The sequence below is a fragment of the Streptomyces sp. NBC_01298 genome (genome assembly GCF_035978755.1).
GTDB lineage: Bacteria > Actinomycetota > Actinomycetes > Streptomycetales > Streptomycetaceae > Streptomyces.
This window is the reverse complement of the sequence record NZ_CP108414.1, coordinates 8517780-8535897: the sequence shown is the minus strand read 5'-3', so window position 1 is coordinate 8535897 and position 18118 is coordinate 8517780. Positions and strand designations below refer to the sequence as shown.

Below are 18118 nucleotides of genomic sequence, written 5' to 3'. Positions count from 1 at the left end.
TTCGCGGTAGCGATCACCGACGACGGGAGCGGGCGTGACGCGGCTGGGGGACGAGCGTCGGCGGCGGAGCGGGGTCGTCGGGTACTGGCGGGCGGTGGAGTTGTTCAGCCCGCAGAAGGTGCCCGCCCTGTCCGTCCGGGATCGGGTCTACGCGGCCGAGCCCGACGGGCCCATGCCCTGGGAGGCCGGGCATCCGCTGCGGTCCGTCCCGGTCGAGCCCGGATACGGCTGGCAGCACGTCGTCTACGGCGGTGCCTACGCGCTCTCCGCCGTGCGCGACACGCTGCTCGGCGTCTTCGGGGGCAGCGGCGAGGACCATGACGGCCGGATGAACGGCGAGAGCGCGCTGTTCGCGCTCCTCAACAGCTTCATCGCCGCCGACCTCGACCTCGTGGCCCGCGAGCTCGCCGCGGGCGATCCCGGCCCCGGCCTCGCCGCGTACCTCACCCCCGGCGCCGCCTTCGACCGGTCCCGCCGCGTCGACCTGCGCCGCGATCCGGGCGTCGCGCTCGCCTGAGTCGCCCCCGCCCGAACCCCGCTCGGCCGCTGGCCGGCCGATCCCGCGCACGCGCTCGCGCTGAGCCAGCAGTTCGCCGTCAACGCCATCCACGCCGAACTGGCCCCGGGCGCCGGGATCTTCGCCGTCAACGGCCCGCCCGGCACCGGCAAGACCACCATGCTGCGCGACTGCTTCGCCGCGGCCGTCGTCGAGCGGGCCCGCCGCCTCGCCGCGCTGCGCCTGCCGTCGCAGGCCTTCGCGGAGCAGGCCCCGTACGTGTGGAAGAGCGGCGACTACACCCGTACGGTCACGCCGCTGCGCCCGGAGTTCACCGGCTTCGAGATGGTCGTCGCCTCCGCCAACAACGGGGCCGTGGAGAACATCTCCACCGAGATCCCGGCCCGTGAGGCGCTGGGCGAACAGTGGCGGGACAGCGCCGATTACTTCGCCGAGCAGGCTACCCGGCTGCTCAAGGGCGAGCCGGCGTGGGGCGCGGTGGCGGCCCGGCTGGGCAGCAAGAAGAACCGCCTGGAGTTCGTCAACCGCTTCTGGCACGGCAAGTACCGGCAGACCGACACCGGCGCCACCGCGCCGCCGCCCGTCCCCCCGCAGCCGGACGGCCGCGGCCGGCGGCCCCGCAACGCCTGGATCGACAGCGGCAGCGGCCTCTCCCACCTCCTGCGCCAGTGGCGCGACACCCCGCAGGCGGGCGTGTGGCGCGAGGGAAGGCAGCGCTTCGAGGCCGCGCTGTCCGAGGTGGAGCGGCTGCGCGCCGAGCGGGCCGTCGCCGCCGAGGCGTACGAGGGACTCACCACCGCGTACGAGGCCCTGCGCGGGGCGCAGCTGGCCGTACCGCGGCACGCGGCGGAACTGGAGCGCGTACGGGAGACCCTGCCGCCCGCCGAGGAGGCGCTGGCCGGCGCCGAACAGGCCCTGGCCCGGGCGGAGCGGGCACACCAGGCGCATCTGGCCCGGCGCCCGGGGTTCACGGTCAGCCTCTTCACCCTGGGCCGGGCGGCGCGCACCTGGCACGCGGAGGAGGCAGGTGCGGCGGACCTGGTCGCCGACGCACGCCGGGCGCGCGATGCGGCGCAGGCCGAGCGGGACGGCGTACGGGGCGCCGTGGGCGCGGCGGCGGCCCGGCTGCGCGCCCGTGAGGAGGCCGCGGAAGCGGAACGCGGCCGTGTCACCCGGGCGGAGGAGACCGTCGCGGCGGCCCGCGGGCGCTGGGGCCGGTCCGTACCGCAGGACGCGTGGCTCACCGATGAGGACGCGGCGCGCGAGCTCGCCGCCCCCTGGTCCGACCCCGAGATCACGGCCGCCCGCACGGAGCTGTTCCTCGCGGCCCTCCACCTCCACCAGGCCTTCCTGCGGTGCACGGCCCGCACCATGTACGCCAACCTGATGGCCGGCATGGACGCCGTGGCCGGAGCGGTGCCCAAGACGGTGCCCGAGGCTCACCTACGGGCGGCGTGGCAGAGCGTGTTCCTCGTGGTCCCGGTCGTCTCGACCACGTTCGCCTCGCTCGACCGGGTCTTCGGGCGGCTCGGGCCGGAGGCGCTGGGCTGGCTGTTCGTCGACGAGGCCGGTCAGGCGACACCGCAGATGGCGGTCGGGGGCATGTGGCGGGCCCGGCGCACCGTCGTGGTCGGCGACCCGCTCCAGCTGGAGCCGGTCGTGGTCCTGCCCTGGACGGCGCAGCGCGCCCTGCGCGACGACTTCGGCGCCGCCGAGGAATGGGCGCCAAGCCGCACCTCGGTGCAGCAGCTCGCCGACCGCGCGAACCGCTACGGCACCCTGCTGCCGGCCGAACTGCCCGACGGCAGCCACGAGGTGTGGGTCGGCTCGCCGCTGCGCGTGCACCGGCGGTGCGACGACCCGATGTTCTCCATCAGCAACGCGGTCGCCTACGACGGCCTGATGGTCCAGGGGACGGCGGAGCGCGATCCGTACCTCTACCGGCCGACGAGCAGCTGGGTGAACGTGACCGGCGCGGAGGCCGACGGGCACTGGATCCCGGAGGAGGGGCGGGCCCTGCGGCGCGTGCTGGAACGGCTGCGCGACGAGGGCGGCGTGGACCTGGCCCGGGACGTGTTCGTGATCAGCCCCTTCCGGCAGGTCGTGGCGGGCGCGAAGGGGGTGTGCCGGGACCTGATGCCGGCCGACCGGGTGGGTACGGTCCACACGACGCAGGGCAAGGAGTCCGACGTCGTCATCCTGATCCTGGGCACCGACCCGGGCCGCCCGGGCGCCCGCACCTGGGCCGCGTCCGCCCCGAACCTCCTCAACGTCGCGGTCAGCCGCGCCAAACGCCGCCTCTTCGTCATCGGCAACCTGGAGGCATGGCGCGACCAGCGGTTCTTCTCGACCCTGGCGGAGTCCCTCCCGGCGCACACGTGGCAGGCGCCGGGAGCGCACCGGCAGGGCTAGGCCGTCCCTTTCGGATCTTGCCGGGCCCGGCACTGCACGGCAAGGCCCGGCACGGCCCGCGCGGGCCGGAGCGCCCGGCCCGGCGGGGGCCGGGCGTCAGCGGGCGGCCGGCATCGGGCCGTCGAGGAGCGGCGTGGGCTGGTCTCCCTTCGTGACGGCGACGGGTATGCCGCCGGTGGCCTTTTCCAGCCGCGCCTTGAACTCGGCCGAAGCGGCGCCCTCCGCAGTGGTGGTGACCTCCACCGCCGCACCGTGGCTGCCGGAGACGGTGTAGATCGGGAACTCCGCCTTCAGCCCGATGAGCTTCTCACCGGCGGCCTGGAGGACGCGGTGCGAGTACTTGCTCAGGTACAGGTCGGCCCGGGCCGGGTCCGCGCCGGGATCGGCCGCGTGCGCGGCCTCCACCAGGAGTCGGCCGCGGGCCAGGTCGGTGACGCACAGGGCGACCCGGCCCGCCGGGTGGTCGACGATCTGGGTGGAGTAGACGTCGGCGAAGGCGCCGTAGCCCTGGTCCCCGATGGCCTGCGAGAGCCGCTGCCCCTCGGGGGTGTTGCCCGGCGTGCCCTCGACGAGGGCCGGCGGCGACTGCGGTGCGGTGGGGTCCATCACGGGGCAGGTCCGGTCCGGGCGGGGTGAGGGGGCCACCGCGACGGGAGCGACCGGATCGGGTACGGCCGGGGCGGCCGGCCCCTTTCCGCAGCCGGTGAGCAGCACGGCGGCCACGCCCACGGCCACGGCGGCGGCCGCGCTTGCCTTCAGCGCCGGCCTCCCCTGCGCCTTCACCACGCGCAGGTGTCTCCGGTTGGTTCGACGCAGCATCAGCAGCTCTCCCTCGATGTCCGTTGTCCGTTGTCCGTTTGTCCGTTGCCCTGTCGGCACGGCTCTGACGTGCGCGGGGCTCCACCGGTTCCCCGGCGCGCCCGGTCCACACAGCAGGGTGCCCCGGTGTGTGGGCGGGCGCCATGGCCGGGGCGGCCCGGTGGTTCCTAGGGTCGGTCGGGCCGGCCCGGCCGCGCGTCGGCCCGTTCGGGTGGCGGCGGCCCGGAACCGGGCGGAGGAGGGTGTGCGATGGGACTGGACAAGGTGGTCGCGAGCGCGGCCGGGGCGGTGGCGGACATCCCCGCCGGAGCCTCGCTCGCGGTGGGCGGCTTCGGGTTGTGCGGGGTGCCGGGCGTGCTGATCGGCGCGCTGCTGGAGCGTGCGGAGGTACGCGGTCTGGAAGTGGTGTCCAACAACTGCGGGGTGGACGACCGGGGCCTGGGGCTGCTGCTCCGCGAGGGCAGGATCGCCCGGATGACCAGCTCGTACGTGGGCGAGAACAAGGAGTTCGCCCGGCAGTACCTGAGCGGCGAGCTGGAAGTGGAGCTGGTCGCGCAGGGCACCCTCGCCGAGCGGCTGCGGGCCGGTGGCGCGGGCATCCCGGCGTTCTACACCCCGGCCGGGGCCGGTACGCAGGTCGCCGAGGGCGGGCTGCCCTGGCGCTACCGCGCCGACGGGGGCGTCGCACTGGCCTCGCCGCCCAGGGAGCTGCGGAGTTGGGGCGGCCGGGAGTACCTCCTGGAGGAGGGCATCACCACGGACTTCGCCCTCGTGCGGGCGGCCGTCGGGGACCGGCACGGCAACCTCGTCTTCCACTCCTCGGCCCGCAATTTCAATCCCCTCGCGGCGATGGCGGGGCGGATCACCATCGCCGAGGTGGAGGCCCTGGTCGAGCCGGGCGAGCTCGACCCGGACGCCGTGCACCTGCCCGGCATCTTCGTGCGGCGCGTGGTCCTGGTGGATCCCGGTGATCCGGCGGCCGAGCGGCGCGTGGAGCGCCTCACGGTCCGGATGCCCCTCGTTCCCGAACAGCAAGGCGGAATGTGACATGGCTCTGACGCGCGAACAGATGGCGGCCCGCGCCGCCCGGGAACTGTCCGACGGTACGTACGTGAACCTCGGGATCGGCCTGCCGACCCTCGTCCCCAACCACCTGCCGCCCGGCGTCGAGGTGGTGCTCCAGTCGGAGAACGGCGTCCTGGGCGTGGGCCCGTACCCGCCGGCCGACCAGGTGGACCCGGACCTGATCAACGCGGGCAAGGAGACGGTGACGGTCCGGCCGGGGGCCGCGTTCTTCGACTCCGCGCTGTCCTTCGGCATGATCCGCGGCGGGCACGTGGACGCCGCGGTGCTGGGTGCCATGCAGGTATCGGCCTCGGGCGACCTGGCCAACTGGATGATCCCCGGGAAGATGGTCAAGGGGATGGGCGGTGCGATGGACCTGGTGCACGGTGCGCGCCGGGTGATCGTGCTCATGGAGCACACGGCCAAGGACGGCACGCCGAAGCTAGTGGAACGGTGCACGCTGCCGCTGACGGGTCGCGGCGTCGTCCACCGGGTGATCACCGACCTCGCGGTCCTCGACATCACCCCGGCGGGCTTCCTCCTGCGCGAACTGGCGCCCGGGGTCTCGCTGGACCAGGTCCGCGCGGCGACGGCCGCGGAGCTGGCGGTGGAGCCAGGGACGGCGACAGGGCCGGTGGGGGCAGTGGTGGAGACGGGGGCGACGACAGGGCCGGTCGAGGCGGCGGGCGCCGCTGTCCGGCCACCGGCAACAGCTGTCTGATCGCCGCGACGGCGGTCCGCGGGTCGTCGGCGTGGCAGTGGACCGTTCGGACCCGCGTGCGTCGCCCCCACAGGGACACGACGGTGACCGGTTCGGTCAGCGTGACGGTGATCGAGGTCTGTGAGGCGACGGCCACGTCCAGCACCCCGTCCTCGGACCTGTTCGCGTCCGGGAAGCGGAGGTCGTGGCGGACGGACTCGATCCGGTCCAGGGGGATCCGCAGATCCAGCCGTGCACCGCGCCTCACCCGCAACTCGCCCTGCCCCACCACGTGGGGGCGGGTGACGGCGGCGGCGTGCAGCCCCAGGACCAGGACCACCGTGTAGAGGTCGAGGACCAGCATCACCAGGTGGGCCACCGGATGCGCGGCGAGCATGAAGGACACCCCGGCCGTCTCGATCGAGAGGAAGAAGACCATCCCGTACATCGTCGACGCCTGGGCCCGCGCGTACCCGACGGCGGTGTCCCCGACCCCGACCCCGTGCGCGCGCCGCGTCGCCCACAGGCCGAGGCTCGCCATCCACCGCCCCTCGTGCGCTGCCAGCCGCCGTGCTCGTGCGATGAGTTCCCCGATGCTCATGTGCCCCAGTAGATCAGGCGGTTAGCAGCGGACCGGAGCCGCCCGCAACCCTCGTGGCCCCCGCAAGCGCGAGCCACATATGGCGCTCCGCACCATGCCGTCGCGGCAGGAGCCGGTCCTACGGTGGCGGGCACCGCAGGCCGCCCGCCCCGGGCGACGGGGCCCCGCCCCGCCCGCAACCGACCTGCGACCGCCCGCAACCCGCCACCCCCACCTCAGGGAGCCGCCATGTCCTCGCGCAGCAGATCGTCCGACGCCCGGCCCACCGGCCGACAGCGCACCCGCCGCGCTCTCGTGCGGCTGCTCGCACTGGCGCTGCTGGCCGTGGGCGGGGTGGTGGCCGGGCCCGTGTCCCCCGCCCGCGCCGCCGTCACGCTCCAGCGGGTCACCGGGTTCGGCGCCAATCCCGGGCAGCTGGGCATGTACGTGTACCGGCCGGCCTCCCTCCCGGCAGTGCCGCCCGTGGTGATTGCCCTGCACGGCTGCACGCAGAACGCCCAGACCTACGCGGACAACTCCGGTCTGCCCGAACTCGCCGACCGTGACGGCTTCCTGCTGGTGCTCGCGGAGACCACCTCCGCGAACAACCCGAGCAAGTGCTTCAACTGGTTCCAGCCCGCGGACAACCGGCGCGGCCAGGGCGAGGCCGCGTCCATCCGGCAGATGGCCGCGCACGCCGCCTCCGCCTACGCCGCCGACCCCGCCCGCACCTTCGTCACCGGCCTGTCGGCCGGCGGCGCGATGACCTCGGTGATGCTCGCCGCCTACCCGGACGTGTTCGCGGCCGGTGCGGTGATCGCCGGACTGCCCTACGACTGCGCCAAGGGGAGCGGTCCCTATACGTGCATGAATCCAGGTGTGGACAAGTCCCCCGCCGCCTGGGCCCAGTTGGTGCGCGACGCGTATCCGGCGTGGACCGGCCCGTGGCCCCGGGTCGCGATCTGGCAGGGCGACGCGGACACCACCGTCGTTCCCCGCAACGCCGATGAACTGCGCGACCAGTGGACGGCGTTGCACGGCCTCCCGCAGACCCCCGCCCGCACCTCCGTCATCGGGCCCGACGCGACCCGGCAGGAGGAGTACACGGCCACCGACGGCACGGTGTCCGTGGAGGTGGACCGGGTCCCGGGCATCGGGCACGGCACCCCGGTCGACCCCGGCTCCGGTCCCGGTCAGTGCGGGCACACCGGGGCGGCGTACTTCCTCGCCTCGATCTGCTCCGCCCACTGGATCGCGAAGTTCTTCGGCCTGGACGCCTCCACGACCGACCCCGACCCCGACCCGGATCCCGATCCCGATCCCGACCCCGGCGAACCCGCGGCCTGTTGGAAGGCGAACAACTACCAGCAGGTGCAGGCGGGCCGGGCCACGACCGACGGGAGCTACGCGTACGCCAGGGGTTCGGGCCAGAACCTCGGCCTCTACAACCTCTACGTCACGCACACCTTGCAGGAGTCGCCCACCGGCTACTTCGTGATCGCCGACACCGGCTGCCCCTGAGCCGCCGGCCCCGCCGGCCCGCCAGCCCCTCGCCAGTCCCCCACCCCCTGGAGGCCCCCCGTGCCAGCGCCCACCCGTTCCGCCGCCACCGCCGCCGCGGCCGTCGTCTTCCTGGCCTCGGCCCTGCCGGCCCTCCTCGCTCCCCCGGCCGCCGCCGGTGAGACCGAAGCCCACTGCGCCCGCCAAGCTCGCCTTCACGTCCCGGGAGCGGAGCGCCAACAAACGTCCTGCCTAGCGGAGTTGACCACCGCAGGCACGGTGGCCTCCGGGCACACCGATCCGGCCGACTGGGCCGGACTCACCCCCAAGGACCTGGCCGTCCCGACCGGCGTGCCGGGCATCCAGATCGACGGCTACTTCCCCGACACCGCCGCCCCGGCCGCCGTCCCCAACACCAATCACGGCTGGAACCACGACGCCCAGTTCGTCATCCGGCTGCCCGACCGCTGGAACGGCGGACTGGTCGTCGCGGGCTCCCCGGGGGTGCGCGAGCAGTACTCCAACGACCGGGCCATCGGCGACTGGGTGCTGGCCCGCGGCTACGCCTTCGCCGCCACCGACAAGGGCAATACCGGGGCCGCCTTCCACCGCGACGGGCAGAGCCCCGGGGACGCCGTCGCCGAGTGGAACACCCGGGTCACCGAGCTGACCCGGGCCGCCCGTACGGTCGTCGCGCAGCGCTACCGCCGGGCGCCGAGCCGCACCCTGGCCACCGGCATGTCCAACGGGGGCTACCTGGTGCGCTGGCAGCTGGAGAACCATCCGGAGCTGTACGACGGCGGGGTGGACTGGGAGGGCACCCTGTGGCGGGCCGACGGGCCGAACCTCCTCACGTTCCTGCCTCCCGCGCTGGCCGCCTACCCCGTCTACGCGGCGGGCGGCCCGCGGGCCGGGCAGGCGCACGAGGCGATGCTCGCCGCCGGTTTCCCGGCCGGGTCGGAGTTCCTGTGGCCCTTCCACCACGGCTATTACTGGGACCTCACCCAGCGGATCTACCGCGAGGAGTTCGATCCGGGCTTCGACGGTGCGACCGAGGCCGGGACCCCCTTCTGCACGCCCGGCACGCCGTCCTGTGACGCCGACTACGCCTACGCCGACCGGCCCGCGCAGGTCCGGGACGCCGTCGCGAAGACGGCCCTCACCGGCCGGATCGGCAAACCGCTGATCACCCTGCACGGCACCCTCGACGTCCTCCTGCCCATCTCCCGGGACTCCGACGTCTACGCCGAGATGGTCCGCCGGGCCGGCCGCGGGGCGCTGCTGCGCTACTACCGCATCGAGGGCGGCACCCACGTGGACTCCCTCGTCGACGCCTTCCCCGACCGGCTGCGCCCCCTCACCCCCTGCCACCGCGCCGCCTTCACCGCGCTGGAGGACTGGATCGGCCGCGGGGTGCGGCCTCCGCTCGGCCACACCGTCCGGCGGGATCCGGCGGCCACCCCGGCGGCCCTGTTGACCGGATGCCCGCTCGACGCCTGAGGCCGAACCGGTCGCGGTCCGTACCGCCGGCCGGCGCCGGGCCCACATGGTGATCGTCTCCATAAGGGCGCCGCCGAGTGTGGTTCCCGGCACCGTGGGCGGCGCCCGGGGCCCTCCCTACGCTTCCAGCCATGACGAGCGAACTTCCTTCCCCCACCCGGTTGCCGGGACGCGTGGCCCTGGTGACGGGCGGCGGCAGCGGTATCGGCCGGGCGTGCGCGGTGGCCCTGGCCGAGGCCGGGGCCGTCGTGCACGTGGCCGATGTCGACGCCGAGGCGGCGAAGGCCGTCGCCGGCCTCGTCGGCGGGTACGCCCACGCCGTCGACCTGGCCGATCCCGCCGCCATCGGGGAGCTGCCCGGCGCCGTCGACATCCTGGTCAACAGCGCCGGGCTCCAGCACGTCGCCCCGATCACCGAGTTCCCGCCCGAACGCTTCACCCTGATCCAGCAGGTGATGGTCACCGCGCCCTTCCTGCTGCTGCGCCACGTGCTGCCGCACATGTACGCCGCCCGCTGGGGCCGGGTGGTCAACATCTCCAGCGTGCACGGGCTGCGCGCCAGCGCGTACAAATCGGCCTACGTGGCGGCCAAGCACGGGCTGGAGGGGCTGAGCAAGGTCACGGCGATCGAGGGGGCCCCGTACGGGGTCACCAGCAACTGCATCAGCCCCGGCTACGTCCGCACCCCCCTGGTCGAGGGGCAGATCCTGGACCAGGCCGCCGCGCACGGCATAGCCGCCGGGGACGTGCTCTCCGAGGTGCTGCTGACCCGGTCGCCGATCAAGCGGCTCATCGAGCCCGAGGAGGTCGCGGCGGCCGCCCTGTGGCTGTGCGGTCCGCACACCGGTTACGTGACGGGCACCTCGCTCCCGCTCGACGGCGGCTGGAGCGCGGGCTGACCCCGTGAGCCGCCCCCGCCCGGCTGACCCCATCCGCCTGACCCCGTCCGGGTGACAGCCCGTGCGCCGCGCCGCGGGGAGCACCGGCGGGTCCCGTACGGTCCCGCACGTGAGCGATGCGAACCAGCCCCAGAGCCCGAAGTTCCCGACGGACCCGGCCGCGCCGGATTCCCCGAGCGTCACCTCCGGAACCGAGGCGCTACGGGTCCTCGTCCTCGCGGGATCGTCCCGCGAGGGCTCCGTGAACGCCCGGCTGGCCGCGCTCGTCGCCGGTCAGGTCGAGCGGTCGGGCGCGGTCGCGGACCTCGCCCGGATCGGGGACTTCGTGATGCCCACCTACGACGGCGACGCCGAGCAGGCGGAAGGCCAGCCCGCCGGGGCGGCGGCCCTGCGCGAGCGGCTGCTCGCGGCGCAGGCCCTGGTGATCGCCTCGCCCGAGTACAACGCCTCCGTACCCGGCGTCCTGAAGAACGCCGTCGACTGGGTGTCCCGGTTCCGGCCGCAGCCCTTCAAGGACAAGCAGACCCTGCTGGTGTCCGCCTCCCCGTCGATGATCGGCGGGAACCGCGGGCTCTGGGCGCTGCGGGTCCCGCTGGAACACCTCGGAGCCCGGGTGTACCCCGACATGTTCAGTCTCGCCATGGCGCACTCGGCCTTCGGCGAGGACGGCGAGCTGACCGATCCGAGCCTGCGCGGACGACTGGCCGACACGGTCGATTCCTTCCTCGCGCTCGCCGAGGCGGACACCCGTTACCTGTGCCTCCAGCGCCGCTGGTACGAGTTCCTGGGCGACGAGAGCACCGCTCCCGTGACCCAGCGCGCCGAGGGCTGAGGGCTGAGGGGCTGATCAGAAGGTGTGCAGGAGGTGTTCAGGGGGTGCCTGACGGAGCGATCCGCGCGCGGGTTAGCATATGAGCGCCGCCTAGCTCGAAAGATAATTCTGTGACTGTCAATGACGACTCGTTCACCAACTGGAAGAACCGCGAGAAGATCGCGGAGTCGATGATCCCGATCATCGGCAAGCTGCACCGGGAGCGGGACGTCACGATCCTCCTGCACAGCCGCTCCTTGGTGAACAAGTCCGTGGTGAGCATTCTCAAGACCCACCGTTTCGCGCGCCAGATCGACGGCGAGGAACTCTCGGTCACCGAGACCCTCCCCTTCCTCCAGGCGCTCACCACCCTCGACCTCGGTCCCTCGCAGATCGACCTCGGCATGCTCGCCGCGGCGTACGCGACGGACGACCGCGGTCTGTCGGTGGAGGAGTTCACCGCCGGCGCCGTCTCCGGTGCCACCGGCGCCAACAAGATCGAGCGCGGCGAGGGCCGCGACGTGGTCCTGTACGGCTTCGGCCGCATCGGCCGCCTCGTCGCCCGCCTGCTCATCGAGAAGACCGGTTCCGGCAACGGCCTGCGCCTGCGCGCCATCGTCGTCCGCGGCGGCGGTGAGGCGGACCTCGTCAAGCGCGCCTCGCTGCTGCGCCGCGACTCGATCCACGGCCAGTTCCAGGGCACGATCACCGTGGACGAGGCGACCAGCACGATCATCGCCAACGGCAACGAGATCAAGGTGATCTACGCCAACGACCCGTCCGAGGTCGACTACACGGCGTACGGCATCAAGGACGCCATCCTGATCGACAACACCGGAAAGTGGCGCGACCGCGAGGGTCTGTCGAAGCACCTGCGCCCCGGTATCGACAAGGTCGTCCTGACGGCCCCGGGCAAGGGCGACGTCCCGAACATCGTGCACGGCGTCAACCACGACACGATCAAGCCGGACGAGCAGATCCTGTCCTGCGCCTCCTGCACCACCAACGCGATCGTCCCGCCGCTGAAGGCGATGGCGGACGAGTACGGCGTTCTGCGCGGCCACGTGGAGACCGTCCACTCGTTCACCAACGACCAGAACCTGCTGGACAACTACCACAGTGCCGACCGTCGCGGCCGTTCCGCGCCGCTCAACATGGTGATGACGGAGACCGGCGCGGCCTCGGCCGTCGCCAAGGCGCTGCCCGACCTCAAGGCCCCGATCAGCGGCAGCTCGATCCGCGTCCCCGTCCCGGACGTCTCGATCGCGATCCTCAGCCTGCGCCTGGGCCGCGAGACCACCCGCGAGGAGGTGCTCGACTACCTCCGCGAGGTGTCGCTGACCTCCCCGCTGAAGCGCCAGATCGACTTCACCACGGCGCCGGACGCGGTCTCCAGCGACTTCATCGGCTCGCGTCACGCCTCGATCGTCGACGCGGGCGCCACCAAGGTCGACGGGGACAACGCGATCCTCTACCTCTGGTACGACAACGAGTTCGGCTACTCCTGCCAGGTCGTCCGGGTCGTCCAGTACGTCTCCGGAGTCGAGTACCCGACCTACCCGGCGCCGGCGGCCTGATCGCCCGAGGCCCCGTAGGACCGGTTCCACCGGACGCCCCCCGAGTGACCCCAGGTCATTCGGGGGGCGTTCGCGCGTCCGGGGCCGGGGGCGCGGCGGCGCGGGCCGCGGCGAGCTGGGTGCGCGAGCGGACGCCGAGCTTGCGGTAGACGCGGCTCAGCATGCCCTCGACGGTCTTCACCGAGATGAACATGTGCTGGGCGGCCTGCTGGTTGGTGGCGCCCTGGCAGATGAGGTCCGCCAGGCGCGACTCGGACTCGGTCAGCCTGCTCCCGCCCGCCGCGGGTCCCGCGGCCTGGCCCGGTGCCGGAGCCGATCCGCCCGCCCGGTCGAGGAGCTCCCGGGTGAGCTCCTGCCAGGGGCGGGCGCCGGTGTCGTCGAAGACGGCCCGGGCCGCCTCCCAGGCCGTACGGGCCGCCGCCTGGCGCCGGCGGGCCCGCTCGACCCGGCCCAGGGCGAGCAGCGTACGGGCCTGCTCCAGAGGCAGTCCCAGCCGTTCGAAGGCGTCCGCCGTGCGGTGCAGCAGGCCGCTCGCCTCCTCCACGGCGCCGTCGCGGGCCAGCAGGATCCCGTGGGCCCGGTCCAGCGCCGCCCCCGGTCCCGAGTCGGCCCCGGCCGCGCCGGCGACGGGCCGCGCGCGCTCCAGCAGTTCGCGGGCCAGGTCGAGGCGGCCCGCGCAGGTGAAGGCCTCCACGGCGTCCGGCTGCCAGCGGAACATGCCGGGATCGGCGGACGGGACGTGCCGCTCGGCCTCGGCGACGGCCGTGAGGGAGGCCACGGCGTCGGCGACGTCCCCGGTGTGCAGCTGGACCGCGCCCATGATCCAGAGGTTGCGCGACACGTACAGTCCGTCGCCCTCCTCCTGTGAGGCGCGGGCCCCGCACGAGGCGGTGCGCAGGGCCGCCGCGAAGGATCCGGCGGCGCTCTGCGTCAGCGCCGCGGTGTACCAGGCGGGGCCCATGGACAGCCCGGCCTCCGTGGACAGCCGTACGGCCTGATCGGCCCACGCGAGCGCCGGGGCGCAGGCACCGAGGCGGGTGTCCACCTCGGCGAGGCTGCGCCAGATGTCGACCAGGTCCTCGGCGTCGCCCTCGTGCTCGGCGAGCGCGAGCAGTTCCACGAGCCGTTCGCGCGCTTCGGCCAGCCGGTCGTCGAAGACGGCGTGCCGGGCGGCGAGGTACTGGGCGCTGTTGCGGATGCCGGAGTGCTGGGCCGGGATCCCGAGGGCGAGGGCCTCGGCGAGGGTGCCCGGCGCGTCGGCGGTGCCGAGGACGCGTTCCATCCGGGCGCGCATGGTCAAGGCGGCGGCCTGGAGGGGCCGGTGGCCTCCGGCGGCGGCGAGTTCGGCGGCCCGGCCGGCCGCGCGCAGGGCCCGCTCCGGGGCCGCGTGGGCGACGTTGGCGGCGATGGCCGCACGGAGCTCGACGGCGGCGAGCAGGTCGGGGTGGCCCGCCGCGAGTTCCCGGCAGCGTGCGAGCAGCGGCTCCAGATCGGAGATGGCCTGGCCGTGGGCGTCGACGACGGCGAGCAGCGCGGTGACCTGGTCGGTGGGCTCGGCCCTGCTGGCGGTCAGCGCGTCGGCCGCTTGTCGCGCGATGTCGACGGAGCCGGCGCAGGCCGCCTCCTGGGCGGCGTACGAGAGCCTTCGGATGCGCGTGGCGGAGCGGGCCGGCGGGGTGAGTTCGGCGGCCAGGAGGAACAGCTCGGCGGCCAGGGAGCGTTCTCCCGCCTCGCGGGCGGTGGTCGCGGCGGTCTCGGTGTCCTCGGCGAGTCCCTGGTCGGGCAGGTCCGCGGCGAGGGCCCGGTGGCGCACCTCGTGCACGGGGTCTCCGACGGCCCGCGCGAGCGTCAGGTGGGCCGCGCGCAGCGGCCGGGCCCCGGAGCGGGCGGCGGCCCGGGCGAGGGCGGCCGCCGTGAAGTGGACTGCGCTCGCCGGGTCCACGCTCAGCACCCCGGCGGCCTGGGCCTGGGCCAGGTGTTCCTCGGCGTCGGAGCGGCCCGCCCGCAGGAGGAGCGGCAGGGAGGGCCGGCTCGTCAGGGCGGCGAGCATCAGGGTGTGCCGGGCGTCGTCGCCCAGTGTGGAGCGCAGCCAGGCGCCGGCCGCGTCGACCGCCTGCCCGGCCATGGCGGGCCGGTGCCGCTGCGAGGCGGGCAGCCGGGCGAGCGCCGTACAGGACACGGAGGTCAGCAGGGGGTGTCCGCCGCAGTGGCTCTGCAGGGGGCCGGCCCAGCGGGTGGGCAGGCCGTGCGCGTCGAGCAGCGCGGCCGTCTCCTCCGAGTCGAGCGGGTCCACGTCGACCTGCGCGGGATGCCCGCCGAGCAGCCGGGCCGCGGCCTGCGCCCGGCCGTGGACGCGTTCGGTGACGATCGCGGTGAGTCCGGGTGCGGCGAGGGTGCGCAGGGCGTAGCCGAGGACGTCGGCGCTGGCCGGATCGAGCCACTGAGCCCCGTCCACCGCCAGGATCCAGCGGCCCGAAGCCAGCAGCGCGGTCACCGCGAGGCGCGCGGGCAACTGCTCGGAGCCGGCGAGCGGTTCGTCGGCGCCCCGGTGCAGGATCCGGTCGACCACCTCGTTCTGCCGGCCGGAGAGCACCGCGAGGTGGGCCGGGCCGCAGTGGGACAGCATCTGGGCGAGCGCGCCGAAGACGTGGCCGCGGTCCTCTTCGACCGCGGTGACGCGCAGCACCGTACGCGCGGAGCCGGAGCCGGAGCCGGAGCCGGAGTTGGGGCCGCCGGCAGTTCCCGAGGCCGGGGCCAGGGTGCGCAGCACCTCCTCCAGGACGGTGGTCTTGCCCGCGCCCCAGGGGCCGGCGAGCGCCACCCGCCCGTCCCGCTCCAGCAGCGCGGCCGCACGGCCGGCCGCGCCCGGGACCGCGTACCGGCCCCCCGCGACCGGCGCGGGGCTGTCCGCGGGGCTGTCCGCGGGGCTGTCCGCGGGGCTGTCCGCGGGGTCGTCCGCGGGGTCGTCCCATTCAGAGTCTGGCGTCACGAGGAGGCACCGTAGGCGGCGTCGGTGCGCGTGACAACGCCGGGTGCCGCCGGGCCGGGGGATCAAGGGTTTCCCCTGATGCCAAGGGGTGCCGCTCCCGGCGATGGTGGTGCGACGGCGGGCCGTTCCAGCTCCGGGTGCGGGGTGGCAGACCCGGGGCACCGCACCCTCCACGGGAGGAGCGGGGGCGCGGTCCGGGCGGCCCGCCGTACAGCGTCCCGGGCCCGGCGCGACGGGCCCGGGACGCCGTCGCGCGCGCCGCGCGGGCCGCCGCCCGCGCCGCGCGCGCGAGCCCCGGCCCCGGCCGACGCGTGAGGACACCGCGTGAGGACAACCCGGGAGGACAACGCGGGCCGGGGCTGGGCGGGTTGGGGCAGGGTGCGGCGCAACGGGCGCCGAGGCATTGCTACATCGCAGCAAGGGATTCCTCCGATGCTCGTGGTACCGGCCCGGGATCACTCTGTTGGCCACCCCGGAGTGCGCAGAAGCGGCTCCCCGACCTCCGCGCTCCGGGGACGTGAACGGGTCCCGTGCTCCCCCACGGGACGCCCATCCGTACCGGCCTACCCCTCCGGTCCGCCCCCCATGAAGGGATTTCCGTGCGAAATCTGCCAAACAGGCCCAAGTGGGCCTCTGTCGCGGCCGCCTCGGTCACGGCCGTCGTCGCGCTCGGTGGCCTCGGCGCCCTGCCCGCTCAGGCCACCCCGGCCGCGCGGCCCGGACCGTCCGTGTCCCCGCAGGTCCTCGAGGCCATGCAGCGCGACCTCCACCTCTCCGCCGCGCAGGTCCGGGACCGGATCGCGGACGAGACCGCGGCCGGCAAGGCGGCCACCCTCATCCGGGGCCGGATCGGCGACCGGGTGGCGGGCATGTGGTTCGACTCCTCCACGGGCCGGCTGAACGCGGCCGTCTCCGGCGCGGCGGACGCCGCGGTGGTGCGGGACGCGGGCGCCGTGGCCCGGACGGCCCGCTACAGCCCGGCCGAACTGGCCGCCACCGCCCGGGCCGTGACCCGCGACATCGGGTCCGGGATCGCGGGTGTGGTGTCCTGGGGCCCTGACGTCCGGAACAACCGGATCGACGTCACGGTCGACCGGACGGCGCGCAACGCGTCCACCGACGCCTTCGTCGCCCGCCTCGGCGCCCTGGGCGGCATCGTCCACGTCACCGAGACCTCCGGCAGCCCGCGCCAGCAGGGCGGTGACGTGGTCGGCGGCGAGAAGTGGGTGCCGGGCTCCGAGAGCCCTTGCTCGATCGGGTTCGCCGCCAGCCGGACCGCGGACAGCGGCAAGACGTTCCTGACGGCCGGCCACTGCACCAACGACGTCAACCAGCCGGTGTACGGCAAGGACGGGACCCGCATGGGTACGTCCAACAAGGACGGCAAGAGCAGCATCAACAGCTCCGAGGGCGACTTCGGCCTGGTCGACGTCGACCAGGCGGGATGGAACCTCGCCCCGAGGGTGTCGGGCTACACGGCGAAGCCGGACGTCACGGTCACCGGCTCGGCCGAGGCCATCGTCGGCACCGCGATCTGCCGCTCCGGCCAGACCACCAACATGCAGTGCGGTGAGGTCACCAAGGTCAACCAGAGAGTCGACTACGGCAACGTCGTCATCGACGGCCTGTCGTACTCCAGCGCCTGCTCGGCCGGTGGCGACTCCGGCGGTTCGTACGTCACGGCGACCGGCGGCAAGGCCGTCGGCCTGCACTCCGGCGGCGGCAGTGCCACCTGTACCTCGGGCAGCGGCGAGAAGTTCACCATCTTCCAGCCGGTGATCGAGGCCCTGACCAAGTTCAAGCTGACCCTGACCACCTCCAACCCGCAGCCCGGCAACGTCACCGTCTCCGCGGTCTCGGCCCAGAACGGCGTCATCGGCGCCCGGATAGCCGAGCTGAAGAACACCGCCGAGGGTGGCACGGCCCCCTACACCTGGTCCGCCACGGGCCTGCCCGCCGGCCTGGCCATCGCCTCCGACACCGGCGGCATCACTGGCGTCCCCACCACGGCCGGAACCTCCAACGTGACCGTCACCGCCACCGACAGCGCCGGCAAGACCGGCTCCGCCTCCTTCTCCTGGACCATCACCACGGCGGGCACCGCCCTGTCCGTGACCAACCCCGGCAGCCAGAGCTCCGCCGTCGGCGCCGCGGCCAACCTGACGGTCAAGGCCGCCGGTGGCACCGCGCCCTACGCCTGGTCCGCGACGGGTCTGCCCGCCGGCCTGAGCATCGGCTCCACGACCGGAGCCATCACCGGTGCCGCCACCACGGCCGGAACCTCCAACGTGACCGTCACGGCCACCGACAACGCCGGCAAGACCGCGTCCGCCACCTTCTCCTGGACCGTCAGCACCGTCACCGGCACCAGCCCCGTCCTGACGAACCCGGGCAACCAGACCGTCTACATCGGCAAGCCCGTCAGCCTCGCCCTCAAGGCCACCGGCGGCACCGCCCCCTACGCCTTCAAGGCCACGGGCCTGCCCGCCGGCCTGAGCGTCAACGCCGCCACGGGGGTCATCACCGGCTCCCCCACCACCTGGGGCTTCGGCGGCAGCACCCTCACCGTGACCGACGCCGCGGGCAAGTCCTCCTCGGTCAACGTCACCTGGAACGTCTACTTCTAGGCCGGCTCCGGAGCGCGTGAGCTGTTGACCTGACCAGCGACCTCACGCACTCCGCACGATCCGCTCCGTTCGATCCGCTCCACTCGATCCACCCATGCCCTCCCCTCCACATCCCGGAGGCG

At 74.2% G+C, this 18118-nt stretch carries 12 protein-coding genes; 10 read left to right on the top strand and 2 right to left on the bottom strand.

What is annotated here, in order from left to right; all coding sequences use genetic code 11:
* The first annotated feature begins 34 nt into the window (after window positions 1–34).
* Complete coding sequence (locus OG730_RS38925; protein WP_327308717.1) at window positions 35–517, top strand: hypothetical protein; 483 nt, start codon at window positions 35–37, stop codon at window positions 515–517.
* Between the two features lie 159 nt (window positions 518–676).
* The gene (locus OG730_RS38920) at window positions 677–2929 is read left to right on the top strand and encodes a DEAD/DEAH box helicase (RefSeq protein ID WP_327308716.1); all 2253 of its coding nucleotides are present in this window, start codon (window positions 677–679) and stop codon (window positions 2927–2929) included.
* Between the two features lie 96 nt (window positions 2930–3025).
* Here the strand turns inward: OG730_RS38920 and OG730_RS38915 are convergent, their stop codons facing one another.
* Entirely contained in the window at window positions 3026–3748 is a 723-nt protein-coding gene (locus OG730_RS38915; protein WP_327308715.1) for a hypothetical protein, read from the bottom strand.
* A gap of 249 nt (window positions 3749–3997) precedes the next feature.
* Between OG730_RS38915 and OG730_RS38910 the strand changes: the two genes are divergently transcribed.
* From OG730_RS38910 to OG730_RS38880, 7 genes are all read left to right on the top strand, one after another.
* Complete coding sequence (locus OG730_RS38910) at window positions 3998–4795, top strand: CoA transferase subunit A (RefSeq protein ID WP_327308714.1); 798 nt, start codon at window positions 3998–4000, stop codon at window positions 4793–4795.
* A gap of 1 nt (window position 4796) precedes the next feature.
* Complete coding sequence (locus OG730_RS38905) at window positions 4797–5534, top strand: CoA transferase subunit B (protein WP_327308713.1); 738 nt, start codon at window positions 4797–4799, stop codon at window positions 5532–5534.
* A gap of 808 nt (window positions 5535–6342) precedes the next feature.
* Window positions 6343–7614 carry an extracellular catalytic domain type 1 short-chain-length polyhydroxyalkanoate depolymerase gene (locus OG730_RS38900; protein WP_327308712.1) on the top strand — a complete coding sequence of 424 codons (1272 nt, stop codon included), beginning with the start codon at window positions 6343–6345 and terminating at the stop codon, window positions 7612–7614.
* 60 nt (window positions 7615–7674) lie between these two features.
* Window positions 7675–9093: a 3-hydroxybutyrate oligomer hydrolase family protein gene (locus OG730_RS38895; RefSeq protein WP_327308711.1), complete on the top strand. Its 1419-nt coding sequence runs from the start codon at window positions 7675–7677 to the stop codon at window positions 9091–9093.
* Window positions 9094–9224: 131 nt separating this feature from the next.
* Window positions 9225–9992, top strand: coding sequence for a 3-hydroxybutyrate dehydrogenase (locus OG730_RS38890; protein ID WP_327308710.1), 768 nt, complete (start codon window positions 9225–9227; stop codon window positions 9990–9992).
* Window positions 9993–10101: 109 nt separating this feature from the next.
* A complete protein-coding gene (locus OG730_RS38885; RefSeq protein ID WP_327308709.1) occupies window positions 10102–10824 on the top strand; it encodes an NADPH-dependent FMN reductase in 723 nt (240 codons plus the stop codon).
* A gap of 110 nt (window positions 10825–10934) precedes the next feature.
* Entirely contained in the window at window positions 10935–12380 is a 1446-nt protein-coding gene (locus OG730_RS38880; RefSeq protein ID WP_327308708.1) for a glyceraldehyde-3-phosphate dehydrogenase, read from the top strand.
* Window positions 12381–12435: 55 nt separating this feature from the next.
* On the opposite strand, the gene OG730_RS38875 is transcribed toward OG730_RS38880, so the two are convergent.
* Entirely contained in the window at window positions 12436–15369 is a 2934-nt protein-coding gene (locus OG730_RS38875; protein WP_327308707.1) for a helix-turn-helix transcriptional regulator, read from the bottom strand.
* Between the two features lie 599 nt (window positions 15370–15968).
* On the opposite strand from OG730_RS38875, the gene OG730_RS38870 reads away from it, so the two are divergent.
* A complete protein-coding gene (locus OG730_RS38870; protein ID WP_327308706.1) occupies window positions 15969–17996 on the top strand; it encodes a putative Ig domain-containing protein in 2028 nt (675 codons plus the stop codon).
* Window positions 17997–18118 lie beyond the last annotated feature (122 nt).